Source organism: Methylorubrum sp. SL192 (assembly GCF_026672325.1).
Lineage (GTDB): Bacteria > Pseudomonadota > Alphaproteobacteria > Rhizobiales > Beijerinckiaceae > Methylobacterium > Methylobacterium extorquens.
Genome location: NZ_JAPPQV010000003.1, coordinates 4837574 through 4864232 on the forward strand (window position 1 = coordinate 4837574; position 26659 = coordinate 4864232).

The window sequence follows — 26659 nt, forward strand, 5'->3', positions numbered from 1 at the left end:
GGCTAGCAGCTTATCTGAAGGGCCGCTGTCGCGAGACGGCGGCCTTTTTCGTGCCGGAGGCGGGTCTTTCGCGGAAAGCCGCACACGTTGCGGCGGTTGCCGCGGGGGCTGGCAGCGCCTAAGAGCCCGGGCTTCGATTTTCGACACGGGAGCTTACCAAGCATGCGGCCCTCGAAGCGCGCGGCGGACGCGATGCGCGACGTTACGCTGGAGCGGGCTGTCGCCCGCTACGCGGAAGGCTCCTGCCTCGTCACCTTCGGCAACACCCGCGTGCTCTGCACCGCCTCGCTGGAAGAGCGCGGCCCGCCGTGGCTGCGCGGCTCCGGCAAGGGCTGGGTCACCGCCGAATACGCGATGCTGCCCCGCGCCACCCACGAGCGCACCCGCCGCGAGGTCAATTCCGGCAAGCCGTCGGGCCGCACGCAGGAGATTCAGCGGCTGATCGGCCGCTCCCTGCGCGCCGTCACCAACCTGCCGGCCTTGGGCGAGCGCCAGATCACCGTCGATTGCGACGTGATCCAGGCCGATGGGGGCACCCGCACCGCCTCGATCACCGGGGCCTGGGTGGCCCTGCATGATTGCTTCGCCTGGATGCGCGCCCGCTCGATCATCTCCGTCGATCCCCTGAAGGACCATGTCGCGGCCGTCTCCTGCGGCATCTACAAGGGCCAGCCGGTGCTCGACCTCGACTACGCCGAGGATTCGGCGGCCGAGACGGACGCGAACTTCGTCGTCACCGGCAAGGGCGGCATCGTCGAGGTGCAAGGCACCGCCGAGATGGAGCCGTTCACGGACGAACAATTCCTCGAACTGCTGCGACTCGCCAAGGGCGGCGTGGCAGGGCTCGTCGAGCTGCAGCGGAAGGCCATCGCGTGAGCGCGCATCGCATCCTCTCGGGCAAGGTCGTCATCGCGACCCACAATGCCGGCAAGCTCGTGGAGATGCGCGAGCTGCTGGCCCCGTTCGGCGTCGAGGCGGTCTCGGCCGGCGAGCTCGGCCTGGCCGAGCCCGACGAGACCGGCACGATGTTCTCGGAGAACGCGGCGATCAAGGCGCACGCCGCCGCGAAGGCCTCCGGCCTGCCGGCTTTTGCGGACGATTCCGGCCTCTGCGTCGATGCGCTCGATGGCGCGCCGGGCCTATTTTCCGCCCGCTGGGCCGGACCGGACAAGGATTTTTCGGGGGCGATGGCCCGGATCGCTGCCGAACTCGACAAACGTGGCGCCACGGACCGGCGCGCCCACTTCGTCTCTGCCCTGGTTCTGGCATGGCCCGATGGCCATACCGAGCTGTTCGAAGGCCGCGTCTTCGGTGACTTGGTGCAGCCGCGTGGCAGCCTCGGCTTCGGCTACGATCCGATGTTCCGCCCCGAGGGCATGGACCGCACCTTCGGCGAGATCTCCTCGGAGGAGAAGCACGGCGTCGATTGGCAGAGCGGCAACGCGCTCTCGCACCGGGCGCGGGCCTTCGTTGAGCTTGCGAAGGCGTGCCTGCGTCGGCCGGGTTGAGCTTTCGCGCGGCGTTGGGCGTGCTTACATCACGCGTGAAGGATGGAAGGCGCTCCGATCGAATGCTGACATCCCATCCGCAGTCCTCATCCTGAGGTGCCCGCGTCAGCGGGCCTCGAAGGATCTTCAGTTCCCGCGCGACCCTGGAGGATCCTTCGAGGCTTCGCTTCCGCTCCGCACCTCAGGATGAGGGCGGCGGGTTGGACGAGTGCGCGGTTCAAGCGGCTCGATGACACAAGACAGGCCGATGCCCCCCGCGACACCGCCCGACCATCCGACCCGTGACGCGGGATTCGGCATCTACCTGCACTGGCCGTTCTGCGCCGCGAAGTGCCCCTATTGCGACTTCAACAGCCATGTCCGCCATGCGGGCGTGGACCAGCCGCGCTTTCTCGCCGCCTTTCGGCGAGAGATCGCCCACGCCGCAGCACTCGCACCGGGGCGGACGGTCACCAGCATCTTCCTTGGCGGCGGTACGCCCTCGCTGATGGCGCCGGACACTGTGGCGGGCCTGCTCGATGCCGTCGCCGCAGCCTGGAGCGTGGCGCCGGATGCGGAGGTGACGCTGGAGGCCAACCCCACCAGCGTCGAGGCGACCCGCTTTCGCGGCTATCGCACCGCCGGGGTCAACCGTGTTTCGCTCGGCGTGCAGGCGCTCGATGACGGCGACCTCAAGCGGCTCGGGCGTCTGCACAGCGTGGCGGAAGCGCTCGACGCCGTGCGCACCGCATCGGCGCATTTCGAGCGCTTCTCCTTCGACCTGATCTACGCCCGACCGGAGCAGACACCGGAGGCCTGGGCCGCCGAGCTGCGGCGGGCGATCGATTATGCCGCCGAGCATCTCTCGCTCTATCAGCTCACCATCGAGCCCGGCACGCCCTTCTTCGGCCTCGCCCAGGCCGGCCGCCTCGTGCCGCCCGACGACGACGCCTCACGCGCGCTCTACGACGTGACGCAGGAGATCTGCGGGCTTGCGGGCCTGCCGGCCTACGAGATCTCGAACCACGCCCGACCCGGCGCGCAGTCGCGCCATAACCTGCTCTATTGGCGCTACGGCGAATATGCCGGCATCGGCCCCGGCGCCCATGGTCGCCTCGTCCTGCCGCAGGGCCGAACCGGCACGCTCACCGAGAAGGCGCCCGAAGACTGGCTCGCCCGCGTCGAGCGCGACGGCCACGGCATCGTCGAGACGGAGACGCTGTCCGCCGAGGATCAGGGCGACGAGTTCCTGATGATGGGGCTGCGGCTGACTGAAGGCATCGACCCCGCCCGTTACGCGACCCTGAAAGGGCGCCCGCTCCATGCCGGCCGCCTCGACGCGCTGGTGAGAGACGGCCTCGTCGCGCGGCGCCCCGATGGCCGCATCGCCGCGACCGCCCGCGGCGCTCCGGTGCTCAACGCTGTGGTGGCGGAGTTGGCGGGCTGATCCGTCAAATCCCCGACGGTGCGAGCACCTTCGGGGCCGGGCTCACCAGGTTCGCCGCGTTGTTGCGGATCTCGTAGACCGCCAAGGTCCGCTCGCTGACCCCGTCAGGCAGGAAGCGGAAGGTGCCGTCGAGGCCGGAGAAGCCCGCCGGGTTGGTCAGCGTCGCGTCGGCGAAGCGCTGCGAGCCGTATTGGCGCACCAGTGCGGCTATAAGCGAGACCGCATCGTAGCCGAGCGAGGCGGTGCGCGGCGGCATCGTCCCGAAGCGGGTCTGATAGCGCTGGGCGAAACTGGCAAAGCCGGCGGCGTCGGGCGCGGCGAAGCGGCCGCCCTGGAAAGCCGCCTGCGACAGCACCCGCGGGTCGTTCCACAGGGCGAGCCCGAGAGGACGAACCCGCGCGGGCGAGAACCCGATCTTGATCAGCGCGGGCGCGACGGCCATCAGGCCTTCGGCGGTGTCGGGCACGAACAGCGCGTCGGCCTGGGCGCCGGCGCCCGCGATCACGCCGCGCAACCGGTCGACCGCCGGGCCGGGATTGCCGGCCGGGTAGCGCTCGATACCGACGAGCCGGGCGCCGCGCCGGGCCACCGCCTCACGAAACTGCGCCTCGACGGCATTGCCGTAGACCGTCTCGGGGATCAGCGCGGCGAAGGAGCGGCGACCGCCCGCGCTCGCCTCATCGACGATCCGGTCCACCTCCGATTGCGGCAGGAAGCTGATGAGATAGACGCCGCGCGCGGCCACCGCCGCGTCGGTCGAGAAGGCGATGACCGGCTTGCCCGCCCCGCGGGCGACACCCCCGGCCGCCTGCACATTGGCGGCAAAGAGCGGGCCGAGCACCATTTCGGCCCCCTCGGCGAAGGCCGCCTGCGTCGCCTCGCGTGCGCCCTCCGGCGTGCCGCGGTCGTCCTTTACGAGGATCTGGAGGTTCGGCTTCTGGAAATCGTCGTAGGCGAGTTCGGCGGCGTTGCGCAGGGCGGCGCCGACCGCCGCCCCCTGCCCGCTCAGCGGGACGATCAGCGCGACTTTCACCGTGCCCGCGCCGATGACGTTGCCGGCGGTCACGGTGGCGCTGGGCTCGCCCTCGGGCACCGCCCGGGCCGCCGGCCGCGGCGCATCCGGAACGCCGAGGCAGCCCGCGAGCCCGATCGTGAGCCCGAGGCCGAGAAGCGCGGCACCCGCGCGGGCCGTCCACCGTCCGCCGCGTCGCGCCATCGCGACCCCCTGTCCGAGCCCAATTCGCGATCACGATGCGGAGGGGCTTGCGAAAAGTAAATGTGAGGCCCTGCCTTTCCCCGGTCTTCAAAGGCGCGCGGGCGTGGCATTGTCGCGGCGATGACACAGCGACTCGACAAGCGCCCCGAAGGGCCCCCCCGCAGCCCCGCCACCTTCACGGCCTTCGGCCTCGCCGCCGAGGCCGAGTCCCTGGCGCCGGGACTCTACGTGGTGGCAACCCCGATCGGTAACCTGCGCGACGTCTCGTTCCGCGCCCTGGCGACGCTTGCCGCCGCGGATGCCGTGCTGGCCGAGGACACCCGCGTCACCCGAACCCTGCTGATGCACTACGGGATTACGACGCCGCTGCTCTCCTACCACGAGCATTCCAACGAGGCGGTGCGTGAGCGGATGGTGATGCGGTTGAAGGCCGGCGAGACCCTGGCGCTGGTCTCCGATGCCGGCACGCCGCTGGTCTCGGATCCCGGCTTCAAGCTGGTTCAGGCGGCCATTGCCGCCGGCATCCCGGTGACGCCTATTCCTGGCCCGTCCGCGGTGATGACCGCCATCGTCGCCGCCGGCCTGCCGACCGACCGGTTCTTCTTCGAAGGGTTCCTGCCGCAGAAATCGGGTGCCCGGCGCAACCGTCTGGAGGCGTTGGCCACGATCCCCGGCACGCTGGTGGTGTTCGAATCCCCCCATCGCTTGCCCGAAATGCTGGCCGATGCCGCCGCCACCCTCGGGCCGGAGCGGCCCGCGGCGGTGGCCCGCGAATTGACCAAGCTGTTTGAGACGATCCGCCGCGACAGCCTCGGTGCGCTGGCCGAAGCCTTCGCCCAGGAGGGTCCGCCGAAGGGCGAGGTCGTCGTGGTCATCGGCACGGCACCCGAGGACGCCGCCCCGCGCGAAGCCGATACCGGGCTCGACGCCCGGATCGAGGCGGCGCTCGCCCGGCACTCGATCAAGGATGCGGCGGCACTCGTCGCCGACGAGACCGGCCAGCCCAAGCGCGTCGTCTATGCCCGCGCCCTGGTGCTCGCCCGCCGGGCGGACGATGAGACCTCCGGCTGATCCGCAGGCGCGGCGCCGCGCCACCCACGGACGCGGCTTGTCGGCCGAAGGGTTGGCGCTGCTGGCGCTGATGCTGAAGGGTTATCGGCCGCTCGCCCGGCGCTTCGCGGCCGCGGGCGGGGAGATCGACCTGATCGTCCGGCGCGGGCGCACCATCGCCTTCGTCGAGGTCAAGGCCCGCGCGACGCTCGACGCCGCCGCGACCGCCATCGACGCGCGCAAGCGGGCACGCCTGTCGCGGGCCGCGCGGGCTTGGCTCGCGCGTCACCCGCTTGCCGCCGACGCGACCCTGCGGGCGGATGCCGTCTTCGTGGCGCCGCGCCGCTGGCCGCGCCATCTGCCCAACGCGTTCGAGATCGAAGGCTTATGAGCGTCCGGCCCAGAGCCGGACGGGCCGCGTCAGCCCTCGGCGGCGGCGGCGATAGCCGCGGCGAGGGTGCGCTTGAGGTCGGCTTGGCTGAACGGCTTCTGCACCACAAGCCGGTCGCGGAACGGCTCGCGGATGCCCGCGCCGCCATAACCGGTCGAGAACACGATGGGCAGGTTGCGCTCGGCGATGGCCTCGGCCACCGGGTAGATCGGCTCACCCGCCACGTTCACGTCGAGGATGGCGACCGTGAAGCTCTCGCTGCGGGCCATCTCCAGGGCGGTCGCAAGCCGGGCCGCCGGCCCGACGATCTCGCAGCCGAAATCGAGCAGCATATCCTCGAGAAGCATCGAGATGGCCGCTTCGTCCTCGACAACCAGCACCCGCGCGCCGGACAGACGATCCTCGTTCGAATCCACACTCACGCCGGGTCGTCTTCCCTATCGATTCGTTCCCGATCCGGAACGCCGTCTCGAGTCTGTCAGTCGCGCCTGGATTGTTCCGGAGGAGACCCCTCCGATACGCTTCGAGAGCGGATGAGCGACCCGGAAAACGCTGCCCGGCACCGCGAGCCGTCGCCCGTAAAGCTGGGCGTGTCAAGCGCCGCAAAGCCCCGCCCGTGCTATGCTGATCGGCCCAATGTTATTCCGCAAAACATTTCACGCTGATTGTCGCAACATGGCGACAGCCCCGGCACGAGGCGAAGCCCGCTCAACTATGAGTCGGCGGGGCCTCCTCGCCGCGGCCGCCGCCGCAATGCTTCCGATCCGCGCCCGTGCCGAACCGGGGCGTCCGATCGTGATTGGCTCGAAGAGCGATACCGAAGGCGCGCTGCTTGGAAACCTGATTTCTCTCGTCCTTGAGGATCTTGGCTTGCGCGTGGAGCGCCGCCTCGGCCTCGGGCCGACCCTGATCGTCCGCTCGGCCCTGCTCGCCGGAGAGATCGACCTGTATCCCGAATATACCGGCAACGTGGCCTTCTTCTCGGGCACCGAGACCGATCCCGCCTGGAAGACCGGCGCGGCAGCTTACGGCCTCGCCCTGCGGCTCGACGCCGCGCATGGCCTGGTCTGGCTCGGTCGGGCGCCGGCCAACAACACGTGGCTGATCGCGGTGCAGGGCCGTATCGCCCGTGAGCGGAGGCTCGCCACCATGGCGGATTTCGCCGGCGCGGTGCGGGATGGTGTGATCCGCCTCGCCGCCTCGACGGAGTTCGTGGAAAGTCCCGCCGCCCTGCCCTCCTTCGAATCCGCCTACGGTTTCTCCCTGCCGCTCTCGCGCATCGTCAGCCTGCCCGGCGGCGACACGGCGGTGACCGCCCGTGCTGCGGCGGAAGGCATCAGCGGAATCAATGCCGGTATGGTCTACGGCACCGATGGGGCGCTGGCCGCCCTCGACCTCGCTGTGATGAGCGATCCCAAGGGGGCGCAGATCGTCTACGAACCCGCCCCCGTGATCCGTGCCGCGACGCTGGAACGCCACCCGCGGATCCGCGAGGCCCTCGACCCGATCTTCGCGCGCCTCGACGCCGACACGCTGCGGCGGCTCAACGCGGCCATCACCGTGGAGGGGCGCACTGCCGAGGCGGTGGCCAAGGCATGGCTGGCTGAAGCAGCAAGCCGCCCGTGACGGCACGCCTCCTCGCCGGCCTCGCCGCGGCGGCTCTGCTCCCGGCGGTGTTCGCTGGGCTGCCCCTGCTGCACCTCGCACCGAACCGGCTGGTGACGGGCGCACCCATCGCCGCTTCGGAGGCGCTCGGTACCGGACTCTGGCCCATCGCCGCCCTGGCCGCCGGGGGACTCGGCCTGCTCGCGGCGGGCCGGGGACGGATGGCTGCCGGTTTCGCCGGGCTCGCCTGCCTCGGCGCTCTCGCTCTCCTGCTAGCGGGGCTCGGCGCCGGCGCCGCGGACCTGACCGCCGGCCAGCCGTTCGCGACGCGGGCGCGCCTCGCCACCGGCGCCTGGACCGGGGTGGTCGTGCTGGCCTGTGCCCTGGCCTTCGCCGCGCGGCGCGCCCGCCTGCCCAGCGGCGGCTTCATCGCGGCGGCCGCCGTCCTGGCGCTGATCGGGGGCCTGTGGCGTGCCGGGCGCCTCGATGCGCTCTCGCTCGTCGTCGAGGCGCGCGCCCGGTCCGATGCCCTCGGCGGCGCCATCCGCGATCACCTCGTCCTCGCCCTCGGCGCCCTGGTGCTGGCCGCAGGCGTCACGGGTGGGCTCGCACTGTGGCGTCGTGGGCGCGGAGCGGTCGACCTCACGGTCAGCGGCTTGCAGGTCGTGCCGGCGGTCGCCCTGCTCGGCGGCCTCGTCGCCGGTCTCTCCGCGTTGCTCACAGCAGCCCCGGCACTGCGCGGCTACGGGATCTCCGCGCTCGGCATCGGGCCGGCCCTGATCGGCGTCGCGGCCTACCTGCTCCTGCCGCTCTGGCGCGGCCTTCAGGCGGCACGCCGCGCCACCGGCCCCGACAACATCGCCGCGGCGCGGGCCCTCGGGCTCACGTCGGGCCAGATCCTGACGACCCTACGCCTGCCGCTCGGTGCCCCGGCCCTCATCGGCGGCCTGCGGGTCGCCACGGTCCAGGCGCTCGGTCTCGCGACCCTTGGCGCACTCGTCGGGGCGGGCGGGCTCGGTACGCTCGTCTTCGACGGGATGGCGCAGTTCGCGCCGGACCTGATCCTGCTCGGCGCCCTGCCGATCATCGCGCTCTCGCTCGCCGCCGAGGGGGCGCTCGGCAGGCTGGAAGCGGCCCTGCGCAGACGGTGGCCGCGATGAATCGCGTCTCTGAGGCCCTCGGACCGCTCGCACTCGGCTTGGCGCTGGCCGCCGCGAGCCATCCGGCCTTTGCCGGCCTGATCGGCGCAAACGGCCGGCCCCTGACCGTCCGCCACATCGCGGAACTGGCGCTGAACCACCTCACCCTGGCCGCGACCGGACTCGCTCTGGTCGCCGCACTGGGAATCGGGCTCGGCCTGATCGCCACGCGGGCGCGCTTCGCGGGGTTTCGGGGCAGCATCGACACGCTCGCCGCCTTCGCCCAGGCGGTGCCGCCGGTGGTCGTCGTGGCCCTGGCTCTGCCGGTGCTCGGCTTCGGCGGGCCGCCGACCCTGCTGGCGCTGACCGCCTACGGCATCATGCCGACGCTGCGCGGCACCGTCGGCGCGCTCGACGCCGTGACCGCCGAAGCCCGCGAATCGGCCCAGGCCATCGGCCTGGCGCCGGCCCAGATCCTCATCCACATCGAATTGCCGCTGGCCGCCGCGGGCCTCGTGGATACGTTGCGCACCGCCCTGATCCTCGCCGTCTCCGTCACCGCCGTCGGAGCGCTTGCAGGGGCCTCGACGCTGGGCACGCCGATCGTCGCCGGGCTCCAGAACCAGAACATCGCGGCGATGCTCCAGGGCGCGCTTGCGACCGCGGCGCTCGCCTTCCTCGGCGATGCGCTGCTGCTTGCGATCGGCGCCAGGCTACGTCCGCCCGAGGGACGGACGGCCGGCTGATCGAGGCTACTTGTCCAGGAACTCGACCTTCGCGCCCTTCTTCGTATGACTCGCGAGGTCGCGCGCGTCCCAGTTCGTGAGGCGGATGCAGCCGTGCGACTCGGTCTTGCCGACCTTCTCCGGCTCCGGTGTGCCGTGAATGCCGTAGGAGGGAATCGACAGGTCGATCCAGACGACGCCGACCGGGCTGTTCGGCCCCGGATGGATCGAGAACTTCTTCGTCGCCTTCACACCCTTGAACTGGTACTTCGGGTTGTAGGTGTACCAGGGGTCGAAGGCGACGGCCTTCACCTTCGCCGACCCGTCCGGCGCCGGCTTCTCCGAACTGCCGATCGAGGCCGGATAATCCGCCGTCAGCTTGCCGTCCTCCGCAAAGGCGCGCACCCGCTTCGTGCGCTTGTCGACCTCGATGCGGGTGACTTTTGGAGCGACCGGCGCACCCTCGACCTTGCCCTCGCCGAGCGGCGGCACGGCCGCGACGACCAGCGTGCCGCCGGCCTTGTCGAGGGGCACGTTCGGGTTGAGGGCGGAGAACAGGTCACGCTGCATGTGGAAGCGCTCGGCCAGCATCTCGCGGGCGTTGGTGTAGCGCATCGGCCCGACCTCGGCCTGCTCCTCCATCTTGGCCGGCATCTTCTCGACGAAGGGGCCTTTCACGTCCTCCTCCGTGATCGTGTACTGGGTCACGACCGGTTCCTTGCCGGTGGCCTGAAGCCGGTCGAAGACCTCGCGGGTGAGGCGGTCGCCCTCGGGTAGCCCTTGCGCCGCGGCGAAGGCTTTGAGCGCGCCGCGCAGATTCTCGCCGTCGCGCCCATCGATGGCGCCGGGGGAGAACCGGGCCCGATCGAGCAGCACCTGCACCTTCACCAGCAGAGGGTCGGGCTTCTTCTCCGCGTCCTTCTTCGCTTCGGCTTCCTTCTTGGCCTCAGCCTCCTTTTTGGATTTCTTTCCCGGCTTGGATGCCTTGTCGGGCTTGGCCTCTTCCGGCGACTCTCGGAACGCCGCGTTCTCGATGGCCTCGCGGGTCAAGTCGGGCGCCCCGGACTCGGCGGCCTGCGCGGCTGCCGACCATACACTGAGCGCCGCCAGCGCTCCTCGCATCCACGCCCGTTCCATAGCCCGCTCGCGCTCCTCGACTCACGACGAAGAGGAAGCTTTGGCCAAGCGCTACCGTTCCCGCGGCGAATGGCGCTTCGTCAAGCGTCCGGTCCCGGAAAGCCGCCTACTGGCAGAGGCGGTGTCCGGCATTGCGCTCGCGCAGGTCGAGATGCAGGTGGTTGCCGTGCGCGGCGTCGCTGCCCGGCCCCAGCACCGTGCGGAAAAAGGTGCAGGCGCTCGTGCGCGCCGAGGCCAGGAACGCCGCCTCCGATGTGCCGTCGGGCGCCGCCGTCACCTTGAGGCTCGCGCGCTTGCTGAAACCGTAGGCCATCACGTCGATGGCGTTGGCGAAGCTGTGCTCGCTGAGCTTGGCGTCGGTGTCGTGGTTCTGCCCGCGGCAGACATAGGTGCCGCCGAGCGCAAGGCTCTTCAGGCTCTCGCCGAACTCCTTTTGCGCCGCGACCTGCACCTCCGTCGTCCAGCGCGCCAGCGCCTCCGCGGCCCGGCAGTTCAGGGTGGCCGCCGGCTCCAGCGCGACGCCGTCGGCAAGTGCTGTGACGATGAGAGGATGCGGCGCGCTGCATTGGCCGTTGCCGAGCGGCGACGCCGCCTCGAAGCGCGCGCCGAGCCGCTCCAGCCGGCGCAGGCATGCGGTGTCGTCGGGCGCCGAAACCTTGAGGGCGAGCGCCGACTCGCCCGACAGCTCCGGCGGCCGAGCGGGCGGCAGCGGCGCCTCCGGCAGGGCAGCGGGTGCGTCCTTGGTGTCGTTCGGGTTCTTCGTCTCCTTGGGCGGCTCGTCAGGCTTGGCCACGGCGCCCTTGTCCGGGCCGGTAGCCAGTTCCGGCGGGCGCGCCGGCGGCAGCGGCGTCACCTGAGGCGCGGGCGGCACGAGGTCATCCGGGCGCGCCGGCGGCTGAGGCGGCGGCAGCGGCACCGTCGCGGGCGGCGGCTTGGCCGGATCGGACCATGCCGGGTCCGGCGGAAGGGCGAGCCCGGCGGCGAGGAGGCAAGCGAGAAGGGAAGCGAGGGTGGAAGGCTTCATGCCGTGTGTGTCCCGCTCGCCCGGCCGCGCACCGTCGCCCCCTCATCCGCCGCGCAGCCGTTCCCGGCAAGGACGCGGCGGCCACGCCCGGCGAAAACGTGAAAGAACCGGGCGCGGGCAGCTGTCGCTTTGCGCCGCTCGGCCCACAAACCTATGCTCGACGCTTCACTGTCCGACGCGCCCCGAAGGTTTTGCCCATGACCGCCGACACCGCACGCGACCTCCCCGAGGGTACGGAGCCCGGCCGTGGCGGCGTGCAAGCCAACCCGTTCGACGCACCGGACTGGGCGACGCCGTTCGGTCTGCCGGATTTCGAGGCGATCCGGCCCGAGCATTACGTGCCGGCCTTCGCGCACGCCCTGAAGGCGCATGAGGCCGAGATCGCGGCGATTGCCGGGAACGAGGCGGCGCCGACCTTTGCCAACACGGTCGCGGCGATGGAGCGCGCGGGCGCCGCGCTCGACCGCGTGGCCAACGTGTTCTTCAACCTGACCGGCAGCAACACCAGCCCCGAGCTTCAGGCGATCGAGCGGGCGGTCGCGCCGCAGCTCGCGCGGCATTCGAGCGCCATCACCCTGAATCCGGAGCTCTGGGCCCGGCTCTCGGCCATCGATGCCGATGCGGAAGAGTTGGGCGCGGAGGAGCGCCGCGTGCTCGACCGCTACCGCAGCCGGTTCCGCCGGGCCGGCGCCGGCCTCGCCCCGGAGGCCAAGACCCGCATCGCCGAGATCGCGGTCCGGCTGGCCGAACTCGGGACGCAGTTCTCTCAGAACGTGCTCGCCGACGAGCGCGACTTCGTCCTGCCGCTGAACGGCGAGGCGGATCTCGCCGGCCTGCCGCCGTTCCTGCGCGATGCCGCCGCGGAGGCGGCCAAGGAGCGCGGCGGCGGGCAGAGCCATGCCATCACCCTCTCGCGCTCGCTGATCGAGCCCTTCCTCGTCTTCTCCACCCGCCGCGATCTACGGGCGCTGGCCTACGCGGCCTGGACCCGCCGCGGCGAGAATGGCGGCGAGACCGACAACCGCGCCATCATCGCCGAGATCGTGCGCCTGCGCGCCGAACGGGCCCGGCTGCTCGGCTTCGACAGCTTCGCCCATCTCAAGCTCGACGACACTATGGCGGGTTCCCCCGACGCGGCGATGGAGCTTCTGCGCAACGTCTGGAAGCCGGCGCTCCAGCGCGCGGCGGCGGAACGCGAAGGGCTCCAGGCCCTGGTTCGGGCGGAGGGGCACGACTTCGCTCTCGAAGCGCATGACTGGCGGCACTATTCCGAAAAGCTGCGGCGGGCCGAGCACGACCTCGACGAGTCCGAGATCAAGCCGTACCTGCCGCTGGAAGGCATGATCCGGGCAGCCTTCGACACCGCGTCGAGGCTGTTCGGGCTCGCCTTCGAGGAGTTGCGCGACGTGCCGCGCTATCACCCGGACGTGCGCACCTGGCTCGTGCGCGACGCCGACGGCTCCGAGGTCGGCCTGTTCCTCGGCGACTACTTCGCCCGCCCCTCGAAGCGCTCCGGTGCCTGGATGAGCGCCTTCCGGTCTCAGGAGCGGCTGAACGGCGACATCCGTCCGATCATCGTCAACGTGATGAACTTCGCCCGCGCCCCGCGGGGCGAGCCGACGCTGCTCTCCTTCGACGACGCCCGCACGCTGTTCCACGAATTCGGCCACGCCCTGCACGGGCTTCTGTCCGACGTCACCTATCCGCTGCTATCCGGCACCGCGGTCTCGCGCGACTTCGTCGAACTGCCCTCGCAGCTTTACGAGCACTGGCTGCAGCAGCCGGAGGTGCTGCGCGCCCATGCCCGCCATGTGACCACCGGCGAGCCGATGCCGGACGCGCTGCTCGAACGCCTGCTCGCGGCGGCCAATTTCAACCAGGGCTTCGCGACGATCGAATATGCGGCCTCGGCCATCGTCGACATGACGCTGCATCTCTCCGCGGCCGGAGAGGACGGGCTCGACGTCGTCGCGTTCGAGGCGGACGCCCTGCGCCGCATCGCCATGCCGGCGGAGATCGCGGCGCGGCACCGGGCGCCGCACTTCGCGCACATCTTCTCCGGCGACGGCTATGCGGCCGGCTATTACAGTTATCTCTGGTCGGAGGTGCTTGATGCCGACGCCTTCGATGCCTTCCGCGAGACGGGCGACATCTTCCATCCGGAGACGGCGCAGCGGCTGCGCCGCATGATCTACGGCGCGGGCAACCTGCGCGACGCGCGCGAGGCCTATACGGCGTTCCGGGGCCGGCTGCCGAGCATCGAGCCGTTGCTGAAGAAGCGCGGGCTGGCGGCGTAGCGCATAAAACAAGAACCCTCCCCCGACGGACCTCGGGCCTGCCCGAGATCCGCAACGATCCGCCCAAGTCGGGCAAGCCAGACTTGGGTAGGGGGGAGGGCTGAGAGCGGCGGCTAGAACAGCCCGTCGATCTGACCGTTGGCGTCGAGGCGGATGCTGTCCGCCGCCGGCACCTTGGGCAGGCCCGGCATGGTCATGATCTCACCGCAGATCACCACGACGAAGCCGGCGCCCGCCGAGAGGCGCACGTCGCGCACCGAGACGAGGTGGCCCGAGGGCGCGCCCATCAGGGTCGGGTCGGTCGAGAACGAGTACTGCGTCTTGGCCATGCAGACCGGCAATTTGCCGTAGCCGTCCTTCTCGAAGCCGGCGAGCTTGGTGGCGGCCTTCGACTCGATCTGGATGTCGGCCGCACCGTAGAGCTTGGTCGCGATCGCCTTGATCTTGTCGGTGATCTTCGTCTCGGTCTCGTAGGCGAAAGTCAGCGGCTTCTGCTCGCCCTCGGCGAGCTTCACCACGGCCTGCGCCAGCGCCTCGGCGCCCGCGCCGCCCTCCGCCCAGTGCTTGCAGGTGATCGCCTCGACCTGAAGACGGTCGCGGCAGAGTTCCTTCAACCGGGCATGCTCGGCGTCGGTGTCCTGGAAGAAGTGGTTCACGCCCACCACCACCGGCAGGCCGAAGCTCCGCACGTTGTTCACGTGGCGCTCGAGATTGGCGAAACCCTTCTCCAGCGCGTCGAGGTTCTCAGCCTGGAGATCCTTCTTGTTGACGCCGCCATGCATTTTGAGGGCGCGGATCGTGGCGACGATCACCACCGCCGAGGGCTTGAGGCCGGTCTGGCGGCACTTGATGTCGATGAACTTCTCCGCGCCGAGATCCGCGCCGAAGCCGGCCTCGGTGACGGTGTAGTCGGCCAGCCGCAGGCCGGTGCGGGTGGCGATCACCGAGTTGCAGCCGTGGGCGATGTTGGCGAACGGGCCACCATGGATCAGGGCCGGGTTGCCCTCCAGCGTCTGCACGAGGTTCGGCTGAAGCGCGTCCTTGAGGAGAACGGTCATCGCGCCGGTCGCCTTCACGTCGGCCAGCGTCACCGGCTTGCGGTCGCGGGTCTCGGCGATGACGATGCGGCCGAGCCGCTCTTCGAGGTCGGCCAGATTCTTGGCGAGGCAGAACACCGCCATCACCTCGGAGGCGACGGTGATGTCGAACCCGTCCTCGCGCGGAAAGCCGTTGGCGACGCCGCCGAGCGACTGGTTGATCGCGCGCAGCGCCCGGTCGTTCATGTCGACCACGCGGCGCCAGTGGATGCGGCGCACGTCGATATTGAGCTCGTTGGCCCAGTAGATGTGGTTGTCGATCAGCGCCGCGGCGAGCGAGTGCGCCGAGGTGATGGCATGGAAATCGCCGGTGAAGTGCAGGTTGATCTGCTCCATCGGCACGACCTGCGCCTTGCCGCCGCCGGCCGCGCCGCCCTTCATGCCGAAGCAGGGGCCGAGCGAGGGCTCGCGCAGGCACATCACCGCCCGCTTGCCGATGCGGTTGAGCGCGTCGCCGAGCCCCACGGTCGTGGTGGTCTTGCCCTCGCCCGCGGGCGTCGGCGAGATCGCGGTGACGAGCACCAGCTTGCCCTCGGGCTTACCCTCGAGCGAGGCGATGAAGTCGTGGTCGATCTTGGCGATGTGCTTGCCGTAGTTGTGAAGCGCCTCGTCCGGGATGCCGAGCTTTTCGGCGACCTGGGCGATCGGCTTCAGGGTCGCCGCGCGGGCGATCTCGATATCTGAGGGCATTTCTCTCACCGTCGTTTCTTGTTCACGCGGGCTCGCGGCGTGCCGAGCCGTCGCCCGGTCCGTCCCTATGCTTCCGTGGTAGCGAACGGAACGGCCACGATAAACCGATCGTGGCAGTGTGAGCGAAACGACGACGAAAAGCGTCTCGGATTTTTTTTAACCCGACCGTTAAGTTTTCTCATGGGACAGGTGGTTTCGGACCGGTGATCCGCCTCCGGCCGGCGCGTGAGGCCGGATGGTTTCAACCAGTCATCGCGGTGGCGGTGTAACCGGCCTGGGTCAGCGCTTGAGCCACGTCGAGACTCTGCGCGACGGTCGTCGCGGAGACCCGGCCCAGGCCGACATCGACCGAGACATCCGCCTGCGGGTCGAGGCGACAGATCGTGCGGCGCACCGCCTCGGCGCATCCCTCGCAGGTCATTCCGTCCACGCGCATCGTCAGTTCGATCGGGCTCTGGTCCATCGCCATCGTCTCCTGGCTGCCCGCCGGCTGCCGACGCGCCCCCGCAGATGTGGCTTCGGGATCGCGCGCGGCAAGCACACGGCGCGTTCGGGCCGAATGAACGGGAGAAACCTATGATGCCGCCTTGCGGCGGCGAGCGGCGTCGGCGACATTAGGGTTACGACGATCCGGATGCGTCCTCGCACGCGATCCGGCGCGTTTCACCCACACGTTCTGCGGGCGCTCGCGTCGCAGCGTGAATGAGAAGCCCGGCCGCGGCCGCCAGACAGAAACGCGTCGATCGACGGTGAAAACGCCGAAAGCCCGAACGATCCGCCCGCGCGGCACCCCCTGGATCCTCGGCCTCATCGGCGTCCTGGTCCTCGTTCCGCTGGCGCTCATCCTCCCGCTCGCCGCCGTCGCCGCCGTGTCCGGCCTCGCGATCGTGGGCGGAGCGCTGCTGTGGCGGCGGCTTTCCACCTTCGCCGTCGCACAGGAGGTCGTCTCGAAGGAGATCGGCGTCCTGTCCCAGCGCCTCGTGAAGCTGGAAGCCGTCACGGCCGCCCTGATCCAGTCGCGGATGCAGGATTCGGCGACGGCGGACCCGTCGGCGCGACCGCCGGATGAAGCGGACAAGGCGCTCGACGCACGGTTCGATGCCGGGATCGAGGAGGTGACTGCCGAGATCGGCATCCTCAGCGGCATCGTCCGGGAGCTCGCCGCGGTGGTGGCGTCGCAGGACGGCGACATCGCCCGTCTGAGGGTCCAGGCGCAGACTCCCCAGCCGAAGCCGGTTCCGCAGGCGGCGCCGGAGCCGGTCCGGCCGCGCCCGGTGCCGGCCGCGCCCCCTCCCCCCGAGACGGAACCGGCGGCCCCGCCGATGCGGCTCGTGCCCCGCACAACCCTGCCGGCGGCCCGACCCTCCGATCATTTCGCCACCGACGCCGACGCGGCATTGCTGATCGAGGCCTTCGACGGCGAGGGACTGGAAGTGTTCCTGCAGCCGGTCGTCACCCTGCCGCAGCGCAAGGTCGTCGCCTACGAAGCGCTGGCGCGGCTCAAGGTCGGCGACGCGGTCTACGCGCCGGAGACGTTCCTGCCCGTCCTGGAGCGGCACGGCCGCACCACGGCGCTCGACCGGCGCATGCTCCAGCGCGTCGCGACGATCGCGCGCCATCTCCAGGGCCGTGGCAGCCCAGCCTCGGTCAGCTACAGCCTGACGCCGCATTCGCTGTTCGAGCCGGGCTTCCTGCGCTCCCTCGGCCGCCTCGTCAGCGAGGGGCCGGAACTCGCGGGCCGTGTCGTGATCGCCCTGCCGCAATCGAGCTGGCGCAGCCTCGATGCGGAGCAGGCCGCCCTGCTGGCGGGGTTACGCGGGCGGATCGGCTTCGTGATGGATCGCCCGATCGACCTGCGGTTCGACCCGACCGCTCTGGCCGAGCGCGGCATCACGCAGGTCAAGGTCGCGGCCGCGCTGCTGCTGCGACCGCTCGACCGGGAGGCGCGGCCGGATATCGCCCTGGAGGATCTGGTGACCTCCCTGGCGCGGGCCGGAATCCGGCTCGTCGCGACCGGCGTTGAGGCCGAGACGGAGGTGCCCGACCTGATCGATCTCGACGTGCCGCTGGCGCAAGGCGGGGTGTTCGCCGCCCCGCGTGCCGTGCGTTCGGAGGTGCTCTCGGCCTCGCCCGAGGCGGCGCCGCCGCCACCGCCCTCCCCCGATCCACCGCCGAGCCCGCCGCCGCAGCGTCGCCCGTTCCGGGATTTTCTGCGCAGAGCCGGGTGAACCCGGCAGCGGGCGCGTCGTCGGTGGAAGGGGTTCAGCCCCGCGCGGCGTCGCGCTCCATCCGCTTGCGCAGCCGGGAGGCTCCGTAGATTTTCGCCAGACGCTGGCGCGCCGCATGGACCGGAGGCGCCGCGCGTTCGGCGCGGGCGGCCGCGATCACAAGAAGCGTCGTCGCGATGGAATGGTGCATCTGCCCCTGCGCGCGGGCGCGGTCGAGGGCATCGCCGGATGCGCGATCGGGCAGCAGATCGGAGTTCGCCATGGTCCAGCCCCTGCGGAATCCCCAGCTCGGATCCCGCACCCTTTTTCAGGGATGACCTTGACGGCTTTTCGCAACGGCGATGTTCGGAACAAGGCAGCTTGGCCGTAACAGCCGTCGGATCTCAGCCCCGTCCGAGGCCGCGTCGATCCAGCGTCCGCCTGTCCCGTGGGTCAGGCGAACAGGGCGTCGATGGCATCCTGCGCGGTCGCGGGACCGCCCATCTGCGGCCCGTTGAGCAGGAGCGACTCGTTGCGCTTGCGCCGGTCAGCTTCGGTCTCGTCGATGCCGGCCGCGTCGCGGGCTTTCACCGCGGCGGTGAAGCGGGCGAGCCGTCCTTCGAGCTGGCTCATCGCCTCCGCCACCTTGGCGATGCGCTGGCCGGTGATGTCCTGGAAGGTGCAAGCCTCGAAGATGTCGTAGATCTTGGCCTCGACTGCGTCCCGGTAGCCCGGTCCATCGCGCAGGGCGAGCACGGCTTCTGCGGTACTCATGATCGAATTGGTCGCGCCGGCCGTGGCCGCCACCACCTCGCTCAGCTCCTCGTGGACCATCGGCAGACGGTCACGCGTCAGCTCGTTGGCCCGCAGGATCGCGATCGCGTCCCGCAGACTGGCGATGTAGTCCGCGATGTCGAGAAGTTCCTTCACCATCGCCGACGGGTGGGAATTCTGCGACCGGCCGTCGCGTGCCGTTGCCATCATTTTCATGGGCGATCTCTCGCGACGTTCTCGTGTTCGATCCGTTGACGGCCACCCGCAGGGACGGCCGCTCCTCCTGCTCCGACCCCGACGGCATGACGGCCGGGATCGGCTCTCGTGACCGTTTCAGTCCGCTCGCTTTCGCTCGGCACGCCTCGGTTCAGCGCGACGGTCCACCGGCGGATCGTGCGATCAGGCGCCGCAGACCGCCTCGATCTTCGACTTGAGGGTGGCGGCGTTGAAGGGCTTGACGATGTAGTTGTTCACGCCGGCCTTCTTGGCGGCGATGACGTTCTCGGTCTTCGACTCGGCGGTGACCATGATGAACGGCGTCGTGCGCAGGCCCTCGTCGGCGCGGACATGGCGCAGAAGCTCGTAGCCGGTCATCGGCTCCATGTTCCAATCCGAGATGACGAGGCCATACTTGCGGCCCTTCAGGCGCGCCAGTGCGGCGGTGCCGTCGGAGGCATCATCCACGTCCTCGAAGCCAAGCTGCTTGAGGAGGTTGCGGATGATACGCACCATGGTCTGGTAGTCGTCGACCACCAGGATAGGCATGCTGAGGTCGAGGGCCATATGACGATTGCTCCGTTTGTCCCTGATCGATACTGGCGGCGCGGCTCTCTCGAGCGATCTACGTCGCATCGACGCGTGCGAGCGGAGCTGCCTTCCGTTCCCAGACAATAGGTGGCGCGGATTGCGAAGCAGTTAATCCCGCGCCCTTCTCCCTCGCTTGACCCGAGAGACTGATTTCGCCAAGTCTCCCGCCGCTCTCCCGCCGCGCGGGGACGAGGCGGACGAGCCCGGCCGCGCCGACGCTTCCCGTCGATGCTCCCTGCCGACAATCCCTTGAGACTCGCAGACATTCGATCGCAGGAGCCGATGCCCTCAGGCGATGAGAACGCCGTGCCGCCCGCCGGGACCGGCCTCCGCCCCTCTTCGAGACCCTTCACGGTCTGCCGCGAGGACGACCCGGTGCCTCCGGCGCTGGCGGGTGCCGTCGCCGCGCTCGGGAACTTCGATGGCGTCCATCGCGGCCACCGCACGCTGATCGAGGCGGTGCGCGCAGAGGCCGGGTCACACCCCGCCGCCGTGCTGACCTTCGAGCCGCATCCGCGGGCCTTCTTCGCACCCGATCAGCCGATGTTCCGTCTCACCGGCCCCAGCGCCAAGGAGATCGTGTTCGCGCGCCTCGGTCTCGACGGCCTGATCGTGCGCCGGTTCGATGAACGGCTTGCCGGCACCAGCGCCCGGGATTTCGTGGAGGGCTGGCTGCGTGACGGGCTCGGCCTGTCCGGCGTGGTGATCGGCCACGATTTCCATTTCGGCCGCGGACGTGAGGGTTCGCCGGGGACGCTCGCCGAACTCTGCGCCGAGGCCGGCCTGTCCTGCCGCATCGTCCCCGCGGTCTCGGCCGATCCCGGCGATGCGCCGATCTCGTCGAGCGCGATCCGCGCTGCCCTCGCATCCGGCGACGTGGCGCGGGCCAACGACCTTCTCGGCTATCGCTGGTTCGTGCTGGCCCAGGTGCGCCACGGCGACAAGCGCGGACGCACCCTGGGTTACCCCACCGCCAACCTCGCCCTCGAATCCTGCGGGCTCGCCCACGGCATCTACGCGGTGCGGGTGCGCTTGGCCGACGGCAGCCTGCACGACGGCGTGGCGAGCTACGGCCGCCGACCGACCTTCGACGACGGCGCGCCACTCCTCGAGGTGCACCTGTTCGACTTCAAGGGCGATCTCTACGGGCAGGAGGTCGCCGTCGAGTTGCTGGCCTATCTGCGCGGCGAGGAGAAGTTTTCGAGCGCCGAGGCGCTGATCGCGCAGATGGATGTCGACTCGGCTCGGGCCAAGGCGGCCATCCGCACGGATCGCGTGCCGTCGATGCTGGGCTGAGGAGAGCCTTCGGCTCGGCCGTCAGACGAATTGCCCGCGGTCTTCGAGGCTAGGCACAATCGGCCTCACCGAGCTTCTGAACGGATGCGCCCGACAGCTCGCGATGGCGTTACGCGTTCTCCGCCCCATCGCTGCGGGGCGGAGCCGAAGCAGGCCTCCATCGCCGCAGCGACCGAGTTCAGGCCTGCCCTCAGAGCATGCTCGGAAGGATCCGGTCCGGCGGACGGTGGCCGTCCATGAAGGTCTTGATGTTGATGATGACCTTCTCGCCCATGTCGGTGCGGCTCTCATGCGTCGCCGAACCCATATGCGGCAGCAGCACGACCTTGCCGGTGCGGGCGAGCCGCACGAGGCGCGGGCTCACCGCCGGCTCCTGCTCGAACACGTCGAGGCCGGCGGCCGAGATCTCGCCCCCCTCGATCAGCCGCGCCAGCGCGTTCTCGTCGATCACCTCGCCGCGGGCGGTGTTGACGACGATCGCCTCGGGCTTGAGCAGCTTCAGGCGGCGGGCCGAGAGCAGGTGATAGGTCGCGGGCGTGTGCGGGCAGTTGACCGATACGATATCGACCCGGGCCAGCATCTGGTCGAGGGATTCCCAGTAGGTCGCATCGAGCGATTCCTCGATATGCGAGGGCACCCGGCGGCGGTTGTGGTAGTGGATCGACAGGCCGAATGCCTTGGCGCGGCGGGCGAGCGCCTGGCCGATGCGGCCCATGCCGACGATGCCGAGGCGCTTCCCCGTGATGCGGCGGCCGAGCATCCAGGTCGGCGACCATCCCGTGGTCCAATCGTCGTCGGGGATGATGCGCGCACCTTCGGCGAGCCGGCGGGCGACCGCCAGGATCAGCGCCATGGTCATGTCGGCGGTGTCCTCGGTCAGCACGCCGGGCGTGTTGGTGACCGTGATACCGCGCTCCAGCGCCCCGGCGACGTCGATATGATCGACGCCGTTGCCGAAATTGGCGATGAGCCGCAGGTTCGGCCCCGCCTGCGCGAGCAATCCGGCCCCGATCTCGTCGGTCACGGTGGGCACGAGCACGTCGGCTTCGCGAATCGCGGCCGACAGCGCCTCCTGCGAGAGCGGCGCATCATCGTGGTTGAGGCGGGTATCGAACAATTCGCGCATGCGCGTCTCGACGGCGTCCGGCAGACGCCGCGTGACGACCACCAGCGGCTTGCGCTTCAACGACGACATGTTCCCTCCCCGACGAGGCGGCCCGCATTCCTGTGCCTGCGCCGGACGCCACCCCGCTATGCCGGGAGGGGTCGGCTTACGCTCCCTTAACCATGGCGCGGCCAGATGGAGCGGAAGGCGGACCGGTTCCCCGGTCCGCTGCAGGACGTTCGGCCTCTCTATCAGAGAGGTCGGCGAACACAATGCGGCCCTGACCCGGATGGATCAGTGCCGGAGGGCCGGCCGATCCTGCGCCGGCCCATGGACGTTTCCGGCCTGTGCCCCCGCACGCGCCGAAACGCCACCGCCGGAACGACTTTGGAGACACGGATCGGAGACGAGGCACGATGCGCCCGCCTGAGCTTCCCCCGATGAACCCCGCGCGCCTCGCGCTGCTCGCGGCCCTGTTCGCCCTGTTGATACCTCTGACGGCCGAGGCCGCGCCGGCTCCCGCGCCGGAGGTCGGCAAGGGGCCCGTGACCAAGCTGCCCCTGCCGCGCTACGCCAGCCTGAAGACCAACCGCGTCAACCTGCGCGAGGGGCCGTCGAAGGATCACAGAACCCTGTGGGTCTTCCAGCGCGAGGGCCTGCCGGTCGAGATCGTCGCCGAGTTCGAGACCTGGCGGCGCATCCGCGATTCGGAAGGGACGGAGGGTTGGGTCTTGCACTCGCTGCTCTCGGGCCGCCGGACCGCCGTGGTGATTCCCCCGTCGGGCGAACGGGCCGATTCCGCCAAGGCGACGGTTCCGCTGACCGCCCGTGCCGACGAGCAATCGGCCGAGCAGGCGCGGCTGCAGCCCGGCGTCATCGGCAGCGTGAAGGGATGCACCGGCTCATGGTGCCGCCTCGTGGTGCCGCTTCCGGACAAGCGCGGCGACGTCGACGGCTACATCCGCCAGAGCCGGTTATGGGGCGTCTACCCCGACGAGCGGGTGGAGTAGGCCGAGCCGCCGCGCCGCGAATCGACATGAAAAAGGCCCGGACATCCGGGCCTTTTTTCGTCTCGAAGTCGGGCGGCGCCGGATCAGGCGCGTCCGGACACCTTGCGGCGGCGCAGGCGCACGATCACTTCGACGCCGGCAATCTCCATGCCCTCGGGCGCGTCGGGCAGCGAATCGACCGAGATGCCGCATTCCGGCATATCGAGAACCTCGCCTTCTTCCTCGAAGAAGAAGTGGTGATGCTCGGTCGGGTTCGTGTCGAAATAGGCCTTCGAGCCATCGAGCGCGAGCTGGCGCAGCAGGCCCGCCTCAGTGAACTGATGCAGCGTGTTGTAGACGGTCGCCAGCGAGACCGGCACCTTGGCGCGCATCGCCTCGTCGTAGAGCATTTCCGCCGTCAGGTGGCGGTCGCCGCGGCCGAACAGGAGCCAGCCCAGCGAGAGGCGCTGACGGGTCGGGCGCAGGCCGGCCCGGCGCAAGCGATCGCGCAGGTCGGAGAGGGGACAGCCCCGACGGCCGCTAGCGTCGCCCGGCGAGGCGGACCGTGCGTTCAGCACGGCCTGGAGAGGCATCAAGTCGGACATCGTCGGGAACGATTCCCAGTTATTTAGAATGAGTATAGCGTAGAAATTATACGGATCATGGAGCCCTGCGGCAACCCATGCCGATGTCGACACCGGGTTGATACGTGGATGGTGCATGGCTCTGGTCGATTCGCCGAGCGTCGACCGAGCATAGGTACTGCGCAGGCGCCGCTTTGTGGGCGCGCGGAGGCTGTGCTAACGAGGCGCCCATTCCATCACGCCTCGTCCGTTCGCTCGCATCGGACCCGTCCGTCACCGAGGACCCGTACGTCATCCATGGCCTCTCTCGACCAGCAATCCGACGGTGCTTCTCCGCAGCGCGCTTCGAGCTTCTCCTACGAGGATCTCCTGGCCTGCGGGCGCGGTGAGCTGTTCGGAGCGGGCAACGCTCAGCTTCCGCTTCCGCCGATGCTGATGTTCGACCGGATCACCTCGATCGGGACCGAGGGCGGCGCCCACGGCAAGGGCCACGTGCTGGCCGAGTTCGACATCCGGCCAGACCTCTGGTTCTTCCCCTGCCACTTCAAGGACGATCCGGTGATGCCCGGCTGCCTCGGGCTCGACGCCCTGTGGCAGCTCGTCGGCTTCCATCTTGGCTGGCTCGGCGCACTGGGTCGCGGCCGGGCGCTCGGCGTTGGCGAGGTGAAGTTCACCGATCAGGTGCTGCCGACCGTCAAGCAGGTCGTCTACGGCATCGACATCAAGCGCGTGCGTCAGGGCAAGCTCGTGCTCGGGATCGCCGACGGGTGGCTCGAGGCCGATGGCCGGCGCATCTACGAGGCGAACGACCTGCGCGTGGCGCTCTTCCGGGCCTGAGACCGGCTCAACGCGCTCGGTTCTGAGGGTTTTTCGCGCCGAACCGCCCTCCGGTTCGCCGCCGAGTGCGCGAAGCGCGGTTGAGATTGGCCGCGCATCATCCTAACTGACCCCCCGAGGAAACGCCGCACCAGCCGCGGCGTCAGCAGCACGAGCCATCATGCGGCGTGTCGTCATCAGCGGGATGGGCATCGTCTCGTCCATCGGCAACAATACCGGGGAGGTCCTGGACTCCCTGCGCGAGGCCCGTTCCGGGATCGCCCGCTCCGAGGCGCAGGCCGCGCATGGCTTCCGCAGCCAGGTGGCGGGTGCCCCGACGATCGATCCCGAGGGCGTCGTCGATCGCCGCGCCATGCGCTTCCACGGCGGCGGCACCGCCTGGAACCATATCGCCATGGATCAGGCGATCCGCGATGCCGGCCTCGAAGAGCGGGAGATCTCCAACGACCGCACCGGCATCATCATGGGCTCGGGCGGTCCCTCGACCCGGACCATCGTCGAATCCGCCGCCATCGCCCGCGAGAAGGGGCCGAAGCGCGTCGGCCCGTTCGCGGTGCCCAAAGCGATGTCTTCGACCGCGTCGGCCACGCTGGCGACCTGGTTCAAGATCCGCGGCGTGAACTATTCGATCTCCTCGGCCTGCGCGACCTCGAATCACTGCATCGGCAATGCCGCCGAGATCATTCGCGGCGGCCGGCAGGACATCATCTTCGCGGGCGGTTGCGAGGAGTTGGATTGGACGCTCTCCGTCCTGTTCGACGCCATGGGCGCAATGTCCTCGCGCTATAACGAGACCCCTGCCCGCGCCTCCCGCGCATATGACGTGAACCGCGACGGCTTCGTCATCGCCGGCGGCGCCGGTGTGCTGGTGCTGGAGGAGTACGAGCACGCCAAGGCCCGCGGCGCGCGGATCTACGGCGAGGTCGCAGGCTACGGCGCCACCTCCGATGGGCACGACATGGTCGCCCCCTCCGGCGAGGGTGCGGTGCGGTGCATGCGCCAGGCCATGGAAGACCTGAAGGGCGTCAAGATTGACTACATCAACCCGCACGCCACCTCGACGCCGGTCGGCGACGACAAGGAGATCGAAGCGATCCGCACGGTGTTCGGCGCCGGCGACGCCTGCCCGCCGATCTCGGCCACCAAGTCGCTGACCGGGCATTCGCTCGGTGCGACTGGGGTGCAGGAAGCGATCTACGCGCTGCTGATGATGAACAACGGTTTCATCTGCGAGAGCGCGCATATCGAAGAACTCGATCCCGCCTTCGCCGACATGCCGATCCTGCGTCAGCGCCGGGACGGGGCGCAGCTCGGCCACGTGATGTCGAACTCCTTCGGTTTCGGCGGCACCAACGCGACGCTCGTGCTCAAGCACCCCGACGCATAAGGGACGGAACCGCTGCGCGGCGCCTTGCCGTGCAGCGTAGATTTTCTCGCATCTGCGAGAAGACGGACCAAGCATAAGCCTGGCTATAGGCTGATGAATTGGGGGAACCGACCAGTTGTCTTCGCGTTCCTGCTTCGATAGGCAGGTAACACCATGATCGTCCTCCTCGCTCTGTTCACCGTCTCCAGCTTGGCCATTGCGGCCGGCGTGGCGGTGCGCGCCAAGCAGACCTTGATCGAGGACGCGCAGACCGGCACCCGCGGCTACTTCTGAGCGCCGGCTGCCCGCCCCATCTGAGCCCCCGTCCAGCCCCGTCGCATCCGCTCCGGGGCTTTTTCATGCCGGCTTCCTCATGCCATTTCCCATCGCCCAGGGTGCAAGGCGGCCCCGCGCGTGGACAGGCGCTCGCCCGGCGGGCTAAGCCGGGATGAGGGCGCTGCGGCGCCGGGCCGATACGCGTACGGATTTGAGAATGACGGGTTTGATGGCGGGCAAGCGCGGCCTCATCATGGGGGTCGCCAACGATCATTCGATCGCGTGGGGCATCGCCAAGACCCTGCACCGACACGGCGCCGAACTCGCCTTCACCTATCAGGGCGAGGCGCTCGGGCGCCGCGTCACCCCGCTCGCGGCCTCGGTCGGCTCCGATATCGTGCTGCCCTGCGACGTCGAGGATCTCGCGACCGTCGATGCCGCCTTCGCCACCCTCGACGAGCGCTTCCCCGACGGGATCGACTTCATCGTCCATGCCATCGGCTTTTCCGACAAAGCGCAGCTCAAGGGCCGCTACGTCGACGTCACGACCCGCGCGAACTTCTCGCGGACCATGACGATCTCCTGCTTCTCCTTCACCGAGATCGCCCAACGCGCCGCCGCCCGGATGCCGCGGGGCGGCGCGCTGCTGACGCTGACCTATGCCGGCTCGACCCGCGTGATGCCGAACTACAACGTGATGGGCGTGGCCAAGGCCGCGCTCGAAGCGTCCGTCCGCTATCTCGCCAGCGACCTCGGCCCCGACGGTATCCGCGTCAACGCCCTCTCGGCCGGCCCGATGCGCACCCTGGCCGGCGCCGGCATCGCCGATGCGCGGCTGATGTACAATCACCAGAAGGCGCACGCCCCGCTCCGGCGCACGGTGACGCTGGACGATGTCGGCAACTCCGCGCTCTACCTGCTTTCCGATCTTTCGGGCGGCGTGACCGGCGAGATCCACTTCGTCGATTCGGGCTACAACATCATCTCGATGCCCCGCCCGGCGGTGCTTCAGGCCCAGGACGAGGCGGGCGTCGTCGGCGACCTGTGATCCCACCGGCAGCGTGTCGTCGCGTCGCTTGTGCGCGTCGGCGTCACGCCGCAGGGTGCGGCCCG

26 protein-coding genes are annotated in these 26659 nt (G+C 69.8%); 15 read left to right on the forward strand and 11 right to left on the reverse strand.

Annotated features, from left to right (window positions below):
* The first annotated feature begins 162 nt into the window (after window positions 1-162).
* The 3 genes from rph to hemW all read left to right on the forward strand — a co-directional run bounded on the left by rph (window position 163) and on the right by hemW (window position 2934).
* Window positions 163-876: a ribonuclease PH gene (rph, locus tag OVA30_RS23520; RefSeq protein WP_003604865.1), complete on the forward strand. Its 714-nt coding sequence runs from the start codon at window positions 163-165 to the stop codon at window positions 874-876.
* Window positions 873-1508: an RdgB/HAM1 family non-canonical purine NTP pyrophosphatase gene (gene rdgB, locus OVA30_RS23525; RefSeq protein WP_268177166.1), complete on the forward strand. Its 636-nt coding sequence runs from the start codon at window positions 873-875 to the stop codon at window positions 1506-1508. Before rph ends, rdgB begins: the two co-directional genes overlap by 4 nt.
* Window positions 1509-1755: 247 nt before the next feature.
* On the forward strand, window positions 1756-2934 hold the full coding sequence (gene hemW / locus OVA30_RS23530; RefSeq protein WP_268177167.1) for a radical SAM family heme chaperone HemW: 1179 nt from the start codon (window positions 1756-1758) through the stop codon (window positions 2932-2934).
* A gap of 4 nt (window positions 2935-2938) precedes the next feature.
* Here hemW and OVA30_RS23535 read toward each other — a convergent pair whose 3' ends face one another.
* Window positions 2939-4150: a penicillin-binding protein activator gene (locus tag OVA30_RS23535; RefSeq protein WP_268177169.1), complete on the reverse strand. Its 1212-nt coding sequence runs from the start codon at window positions 4148-4150 to the stop codon at window positions 2939-2941.
* Window positions 4151-4270: 120 nt separating this feature from the next.
* Between OVA30_RS23535 and rsmI the strand changes: the two genes are divergently transcribed.
* Both rsmI and OVA30_RS23545 read left to right on the forward strand, forming a co-directional pair.
* Window positions 4271-5221, forward strand: a complete 951-nt coding sequence (gene rsmI / locus OVA30_RS23540) for a 16S rRNA (cytidine(1402)-2'-O)-methyltransferase (RefSeq protein ID WP_056503521.1) — start codon at window positions 4271-4273, stop codon at window positions 5219-5221.
* A complete protein-coding gene (locus OVA30_RS23545) occupies window positions 5205-5591 on the forward strand; it encodes a YraN family protein (RefSeq protein ID WP_268177172.1) in 387 nt (128 codons plus the stop codon). Before rsmI ends, OVA30_RS23545 begins: the two co-directional genes overlap by 17 nt.
* A 29-nt stretch (window positions 5592-5620) precedes the next feature.
* On the opposite strand, the gene OVA30_RS23550 is transcribed toward OVA30_RS23545, so the two are convergent.
* Window positions 5621-6013 (reverse strand): response regulator, encoded by a 393-nt coding sequence (locus tag OVA30_RS23550; RefSeq protein ID WP_012252201.1) that lies wholly within the window; start codon window positions 6011-6013, stop codon window positions 5621-5623.
* 292 nt (window positions 6014-6305) lie between these two features.
* On the opposite strand from OVA30_RS23550, the gene OVA30_RS23555 reads away from it, so the two are divergent.
* Genes OVA30_RS23555 through OVA30_RS23565 form a run of 3 tightly spaced genes read left to right on the forward strand, consistent with a single transcriptional unit; the run spans window position 6306 to window position 9081 of the window.
* Window positions 6306-7217, forward strand: a complete 912-nt coding sequence (locus OVA30_RS23555) for an ABC transporter substrate-binding protein (RefSeq protein ID WP_268177174.1) — start codon at window positions 6306-6308, stop codon at window positions 7215-7217.
* Complete coding sequence (locus OVA30_RS23560; protein ID WP_268177175.1) at window positions 7214-8356, forward strand: ABC transporter permease subunit; 1143 nt, start codon at window positions 7214-7216, stop codon at window positions 8354-8356. The genes OVA30_RS23555 and OVA30_RS23560 overlap by 4 nt, the downstream gene beginning before the upstream one ends.
* Entirely contained in the window at window positions 8353-9081 is a 729-nt protein-coding gene (locus tag OVA30_RS23565) for an ABC transporter permease (protein ID WP_268177176.1), read from the forward strand. The genes OVA30_RS23560 and OVA30_RS23565 overlap by 4 nt, the downstream gene beginning before the upstream one ends.
* Window positions 9082-9087: 6 nt before the next feature.
* On the opposite strand, the gene OVA30_RS23570 is transcribed toward OVA30_RS23565, so the two are convergent.
* Both OVA30_RS23570 and OVA30_RS23575 read right to left on the reverse strand, forming a co-directional pair.
* Window positions 9088-10197, reverse strand: a complete 1110-nt coding sequence (locus tag OVA30_RS23570) for a L,D-transpeptidase family protein (RefSeq protein ID WP_268177177.1) — start codon at window positions 10195-10197, stop codon at window positions 9088-9090.
* Between the two features lie 106 nt (window positions 10198-10303).
* On the reverse strand, window positions 10304-11221 hold the full coding sequence (locus OVA30_RS23575) for an extensin-like domain-containing protein (protein WP_268177179.1): 918 nt from the start codon (window positions 11219-11221) through the stop codon (window positions 10304-10306).
* Between the two features lie 197 nt (window positions 11222-11418).
* Between OVA30_RS23575 and OVA30_RS23580 the strand changes: the two genes are divergently transcribed.
* On the forward strand, window positions 11419-13518 hold the full coding sequence (locus OVA30_RS23580) for a M3 family metallopeptidase (RefSeq protein WP_268177180.1): 2100 nt from the start codon (window positions 11419-11421) through the stop codon (window positions 13516-13518).
* 113 nt (window positions 13519-13631) lie between these two features.
* Here OVA30_RS23580 and OVA30_RS23585 read toward each other — a convergent pair whose 3' ends face one another.
* Window positions 13632-15305 carry a formate--tetrahydrofolate ligase gene (locus OVA30_RS23585; protein WP_238506056.1) on the reverse strand — a complete coding sequence of 558 codons (1674 nt, stop codon included), beginning with the start codon at window positions 15303-15305 and terminating at the stop codon, window positions 13632-13634.
* 241 nt (window positions 15306-15546) lie between these two features.
* Window positions 15547-15768: a heavy-metal-associated domain-containing protein gene (locus OVA30_RS23590; RefSeq protein ID WP_268177181.1), complete on the reverse strand. Its 222-nt coding sequence runs from the start codon at window positions 15766-15768 to the stop codon at window positions 15547-15549.
* A 286-nt stretch (window positions 15769-16054) separates the two neighbouring features.
* Between OVA30_RS23590 and OVA30_RS23595 the strand changes: the two genes are divergently transcribed.
* Window positions 16055-17533 (forward strand): EAL domain-containing protein, encoded by a 1479-nt coding sequence (locus OVA30_RS23595; protein ID WP_268177182.1) that lies wholly within the window; start codon window positions 16055-16057, stop codon window positions 17531-17533.
* 34 nt (window positions 17534-17567) lie between these two features.
* Here the strand turns inward: OVA30_RS23595 and OVA30_RS23600 are convergent, their stop codons facing one another.
* The 3 genes from OVA30_RS23600 to OVA30_RS23610 all read right to left on the reverse strand — a co-directional run bounded on the left by OVA30_RS23600 (window position 17568) and on the right by OVA30_RS23610 (window position 19069).
* Window positions 17568-17795: a hypothetical protein gene (locus tag OVA30_RS23600; RefSeq protein ID WP_003604013.1), complete on the reverse strand. Its 228-nt coding sequence runs from the start codon at window positions 17793-17795 to the stop codon at window positions 17568-17570.
* Between the two features lie 170 nt (window positions 17796-17965).
* Window positions 17966-18502, reverse strand: a complete 537-nt coding sequence (locus tag OVA30_RS23605; protein ID WP_003604012.1) for a protein phosphatase CheZ — start codon at window positions 18500-18502, stop codon at window positions 17966-17968.
* 183 nt (window positions 18503-18685) lie between these two features.
* On the reverse strand, window positions 18686-19069 hold the full coding sequence (locus OVA30_RS23610; protein WP_003604011.1) for a response regulator: 384 nt from the start codon (window positions 19067-19069) through the stop codon (window positions 18686-18688).
* 306 nt (window positions 19070-19375) lie between these two features.
* Between OVA30_RS23610 and OVA30_RS23615 the strand changes: the two genes are divergently transcribed.
* On the forward strand, window positions 19376-20389 hold the full coding sequence (locus tag OVA30_RS23615) for a bifunctional riboflavin kinase/FAD synthetase (RefSeq protein ID WP_012605561.1): 1014 nt from the start codon (window positions 19376-19378) through the stop codon (window positions 20387-20389).
* A 190-nt stretch (window positions 20390-20579) separates the two neighbouring features.
* On the opposite strand, the gene OVA30_RS23620 is transcribed toward OVA30_RS23615, so the two are convergent.
* On the reverse strand, window positions 20580-21584 hold the full coding sequence (locus OVA30_RS23620) for a 2-hydroxyacid dehydrogenase (RefSeq protein ID WP_003604009.1): 1005 nt from the start codon (window positions 21582-21584) through the stop codon (window positions 20580-20582).
* Window positions 21585-21910: 326 nt separating this feature from the next.
* Here OVA30_RS23620 and OVA30_RS23625 point away from each other — a divergent pair, with 326 nt between their 5' ends.
* Window positions 21911-22504, forward strand: coding sequence for an SH3 domain-containing protein (locus OVA30_RS23625; protein WP_003604008.1), 594 nt, complete (start codon window positions 21911-21913; stop codon window positions 22502-22504).
* A gap of 83 nt (window positions 22505-22587) precedes the next feature.
* On the opposite strand, the gene irrA is transcribed toward OVA30_RS23625, so the two are convergent.
* A complete protein-coding gene (gene irrA / locus OVA30_RS23630) occupies window positions 22588-23088 on the reverse strand; it encodes an iron response transcriptional regulator IrrA (protein WP_003604007.1) in 501 nt (166 codons plus the stop codon).
* Window positions 23089-23364: 276 nt separating this feature from the next.
* Between irrA and fabA the strand changes: the two genes are divergently transcribed.
* From fabA to fabI, 3 genes are all read left to right on the forward strand, one after another.
* On the forward strand, window positions 23365-23904 hold the full coding sequence (fabA, locus tag OVA30_RS23635; RefSeq protein ID WP_003604006.1) for a bifunctional 3-hydroxydecanoyl-ACP dehydratase/trans-2-decenoyl-ACP isomerase: 540 nt from the start codon (window positions 23365-23367) through the stop codon (window positions 23902-23904).
* Window positions 23905-24064: 160 nt separating this feature from the next.
* Window positions 24065-25291: a beta-ketoacyl-ACP synthase I gene (gene fabB, locus OVA30_RS23640; protein ID WP_268177183.1), complete on the forward strand. Its 1227-nt coding sequence runs from the start codon at window positions 24065-24067 to the stop codon at window positions 25289-25291.
* Window positions 25292-25763: 472 nt separating this feature from the next.
* Entirely contained in the window at window positions 25764-26594 is an 831-nt protein-coding gene (gene fabI / locus OVA30_RS23645; RefSeq protein WP_012605564.1) for an enoyl-ACP reductase FabI, read from the forward strand.
* The last annotated feature ends 65 nt before the right edge of the window (window positions 26595-26659 follow it).

Bases quoted from the DNA above. Each gene is read 5' to 3' on its own strand.
- OVA30_RS23565 (WP_268177176.1), top strand. From the start codon at position 8,353: ATGAATCGCGTCTCTGAGGCCCTCGGACCGCTCGCACTCGGCTTGGCG.
- rsmI (WP_056503521.1), top strand. From the start codon at position 4,271: ATGACACAGCGACTCGACAAGCGCCCCGAAGGGCCCCCCCGCAGCCCC.
- OVA30_RS23575 (WP_268177179.1), bottom strand. From the start codon at position 11,221: ATGAAGCCTTCCACCCTCGCTTCCCTTCTCGCTTGCCTCCTCGCCGCC.
- OVA30_RS23610 (WP_003604011.1), bottom strand. From the start codon at position 19,069: ATGGCCCTCGACCTCAGCATGCCTATCCTGGTGGTCGACGACTACCAG.
- OVA30_RS23625 (WP_003604008.1), top strand. From the start codon at position 21,911: ATGCGCCCGCCTGAGCTTCCCCCGATGAACCCCGCGCGCCTCGCGCTG.
- fabA (WP_003604006.1), top strand. From the start codon at position 23,365: ATGGCCTCTCTCGACCAGCAATCCGACGGTGCTTCTCCGCAGCGCGCT.
- OVA30_RS23615 (WP_012605561.1), top strand. From the start codon at position 19,376: ATGCCCTCAGGCGATGAGAACGCCGTGCCGCCCGCCGGGACCGGCCTC.
- OVA30_RS23585 (WP_238506056.1), bottom strand. From the start codon at position 15,305: ATGCCCTCAGATATCGAGATCGCCCGCGCGGCGACCCTGAAGCCGATC.
- OVA30_RS23555 (WP_268177174.1), top strand. From the start codon at position 6,306: ATGAGTCGGCGGGGCCTCCTCGCCGCGGCCGCCGCCGCAATGCTTCCG.
- OVA30_RS23545 (WP_268177172.1), top strand. From the start codon at position 5,205: ATGAGACCTCCGGCTGATCCGCAGGCGCGGCGCCGCGCCACCCACGGA.
- OVA30_RS23620 (WP_003604009.1), bottom strand. From the start codon at position 21,584: ATGTCGTCGTTGAAGCGCAAGCCGCTGGTGGTCGTCACGCGGCGTCTG.
- irrA (WP_003604007.1), bottom strand. From the start codon at position 23,088: ATGTCCGACTTGATGCCTCTCCAGGCCGTGCTGAACGCACGGTCCGCC.
- OVA30_RS23535 (WP_268177169.1), bottom strand. From the start codon at position 4,150: ATGGCGCGACGCGGCGGACGGTGGACGGCCCGCGCGGGTGCCGCGCTT.
- OVA30_RS23580 (WP_268177180.1), top strand. From the start codon at position 11,419: ATGACCGCCGACACCGCACGCGACCTCCCCGAGGGTACGGAGCCCGGC.
- fabB (WP_268177183.1), top strand. From the start codon at position 24,065: ATGCGGCGTGTCGTCATCAGCGGGATGGGCATCGTCTCGTCCATCGGC.
- OVA30_RS23605 (WP_003604012.1), bottom strand. From the start codon at position 18,502: ATGAAAATGATGGCAACGGCACGCGACGGCCGGTCGCAGAATTCCCAC.
- hemW (WP_268177167.1), top strand. From the start codon at position 1,756: ATGCCCCCCGCGACACCGCCCGACCATCCGACCCGTGACGCGGGATTC.
- OVA30_RS23570 (WP_268177177.1), bottom strand. From the start codon at position 10,197: ATGGAACGGGCGTGGATGCGAGGAGCGCTGGCGGCGCTCAGTGTATGG.
- fabI (WP_012605564.1), top strand. From the start codon at position 25,764: ATGACGGGTTTGATGGCGGGCAAGCGCGGCCTCATCATGGGGGTCGCC.
- rph (WP_003604865.1), top strand. From the start codon at position 163: ATGCGGCCCTCGAAGCGCGCGGCGGACGCGATGCGCGACGTTACGCTG.
- OVA30_RS23590 (WP_268177181.1), bottom strand. From the start codon at position 15,768: ATGGACCAGAGCCCGATCGAACTGACGATGCGCGTGGACGGAATGACC.
- OVA30_RS23600 (WP_003604013.1), bottom strand. From the start codon at position 17,795: ATGGCGAACTCCGATCTGCTGCCCGATCGCGCATCCGGCGATGCCCTC.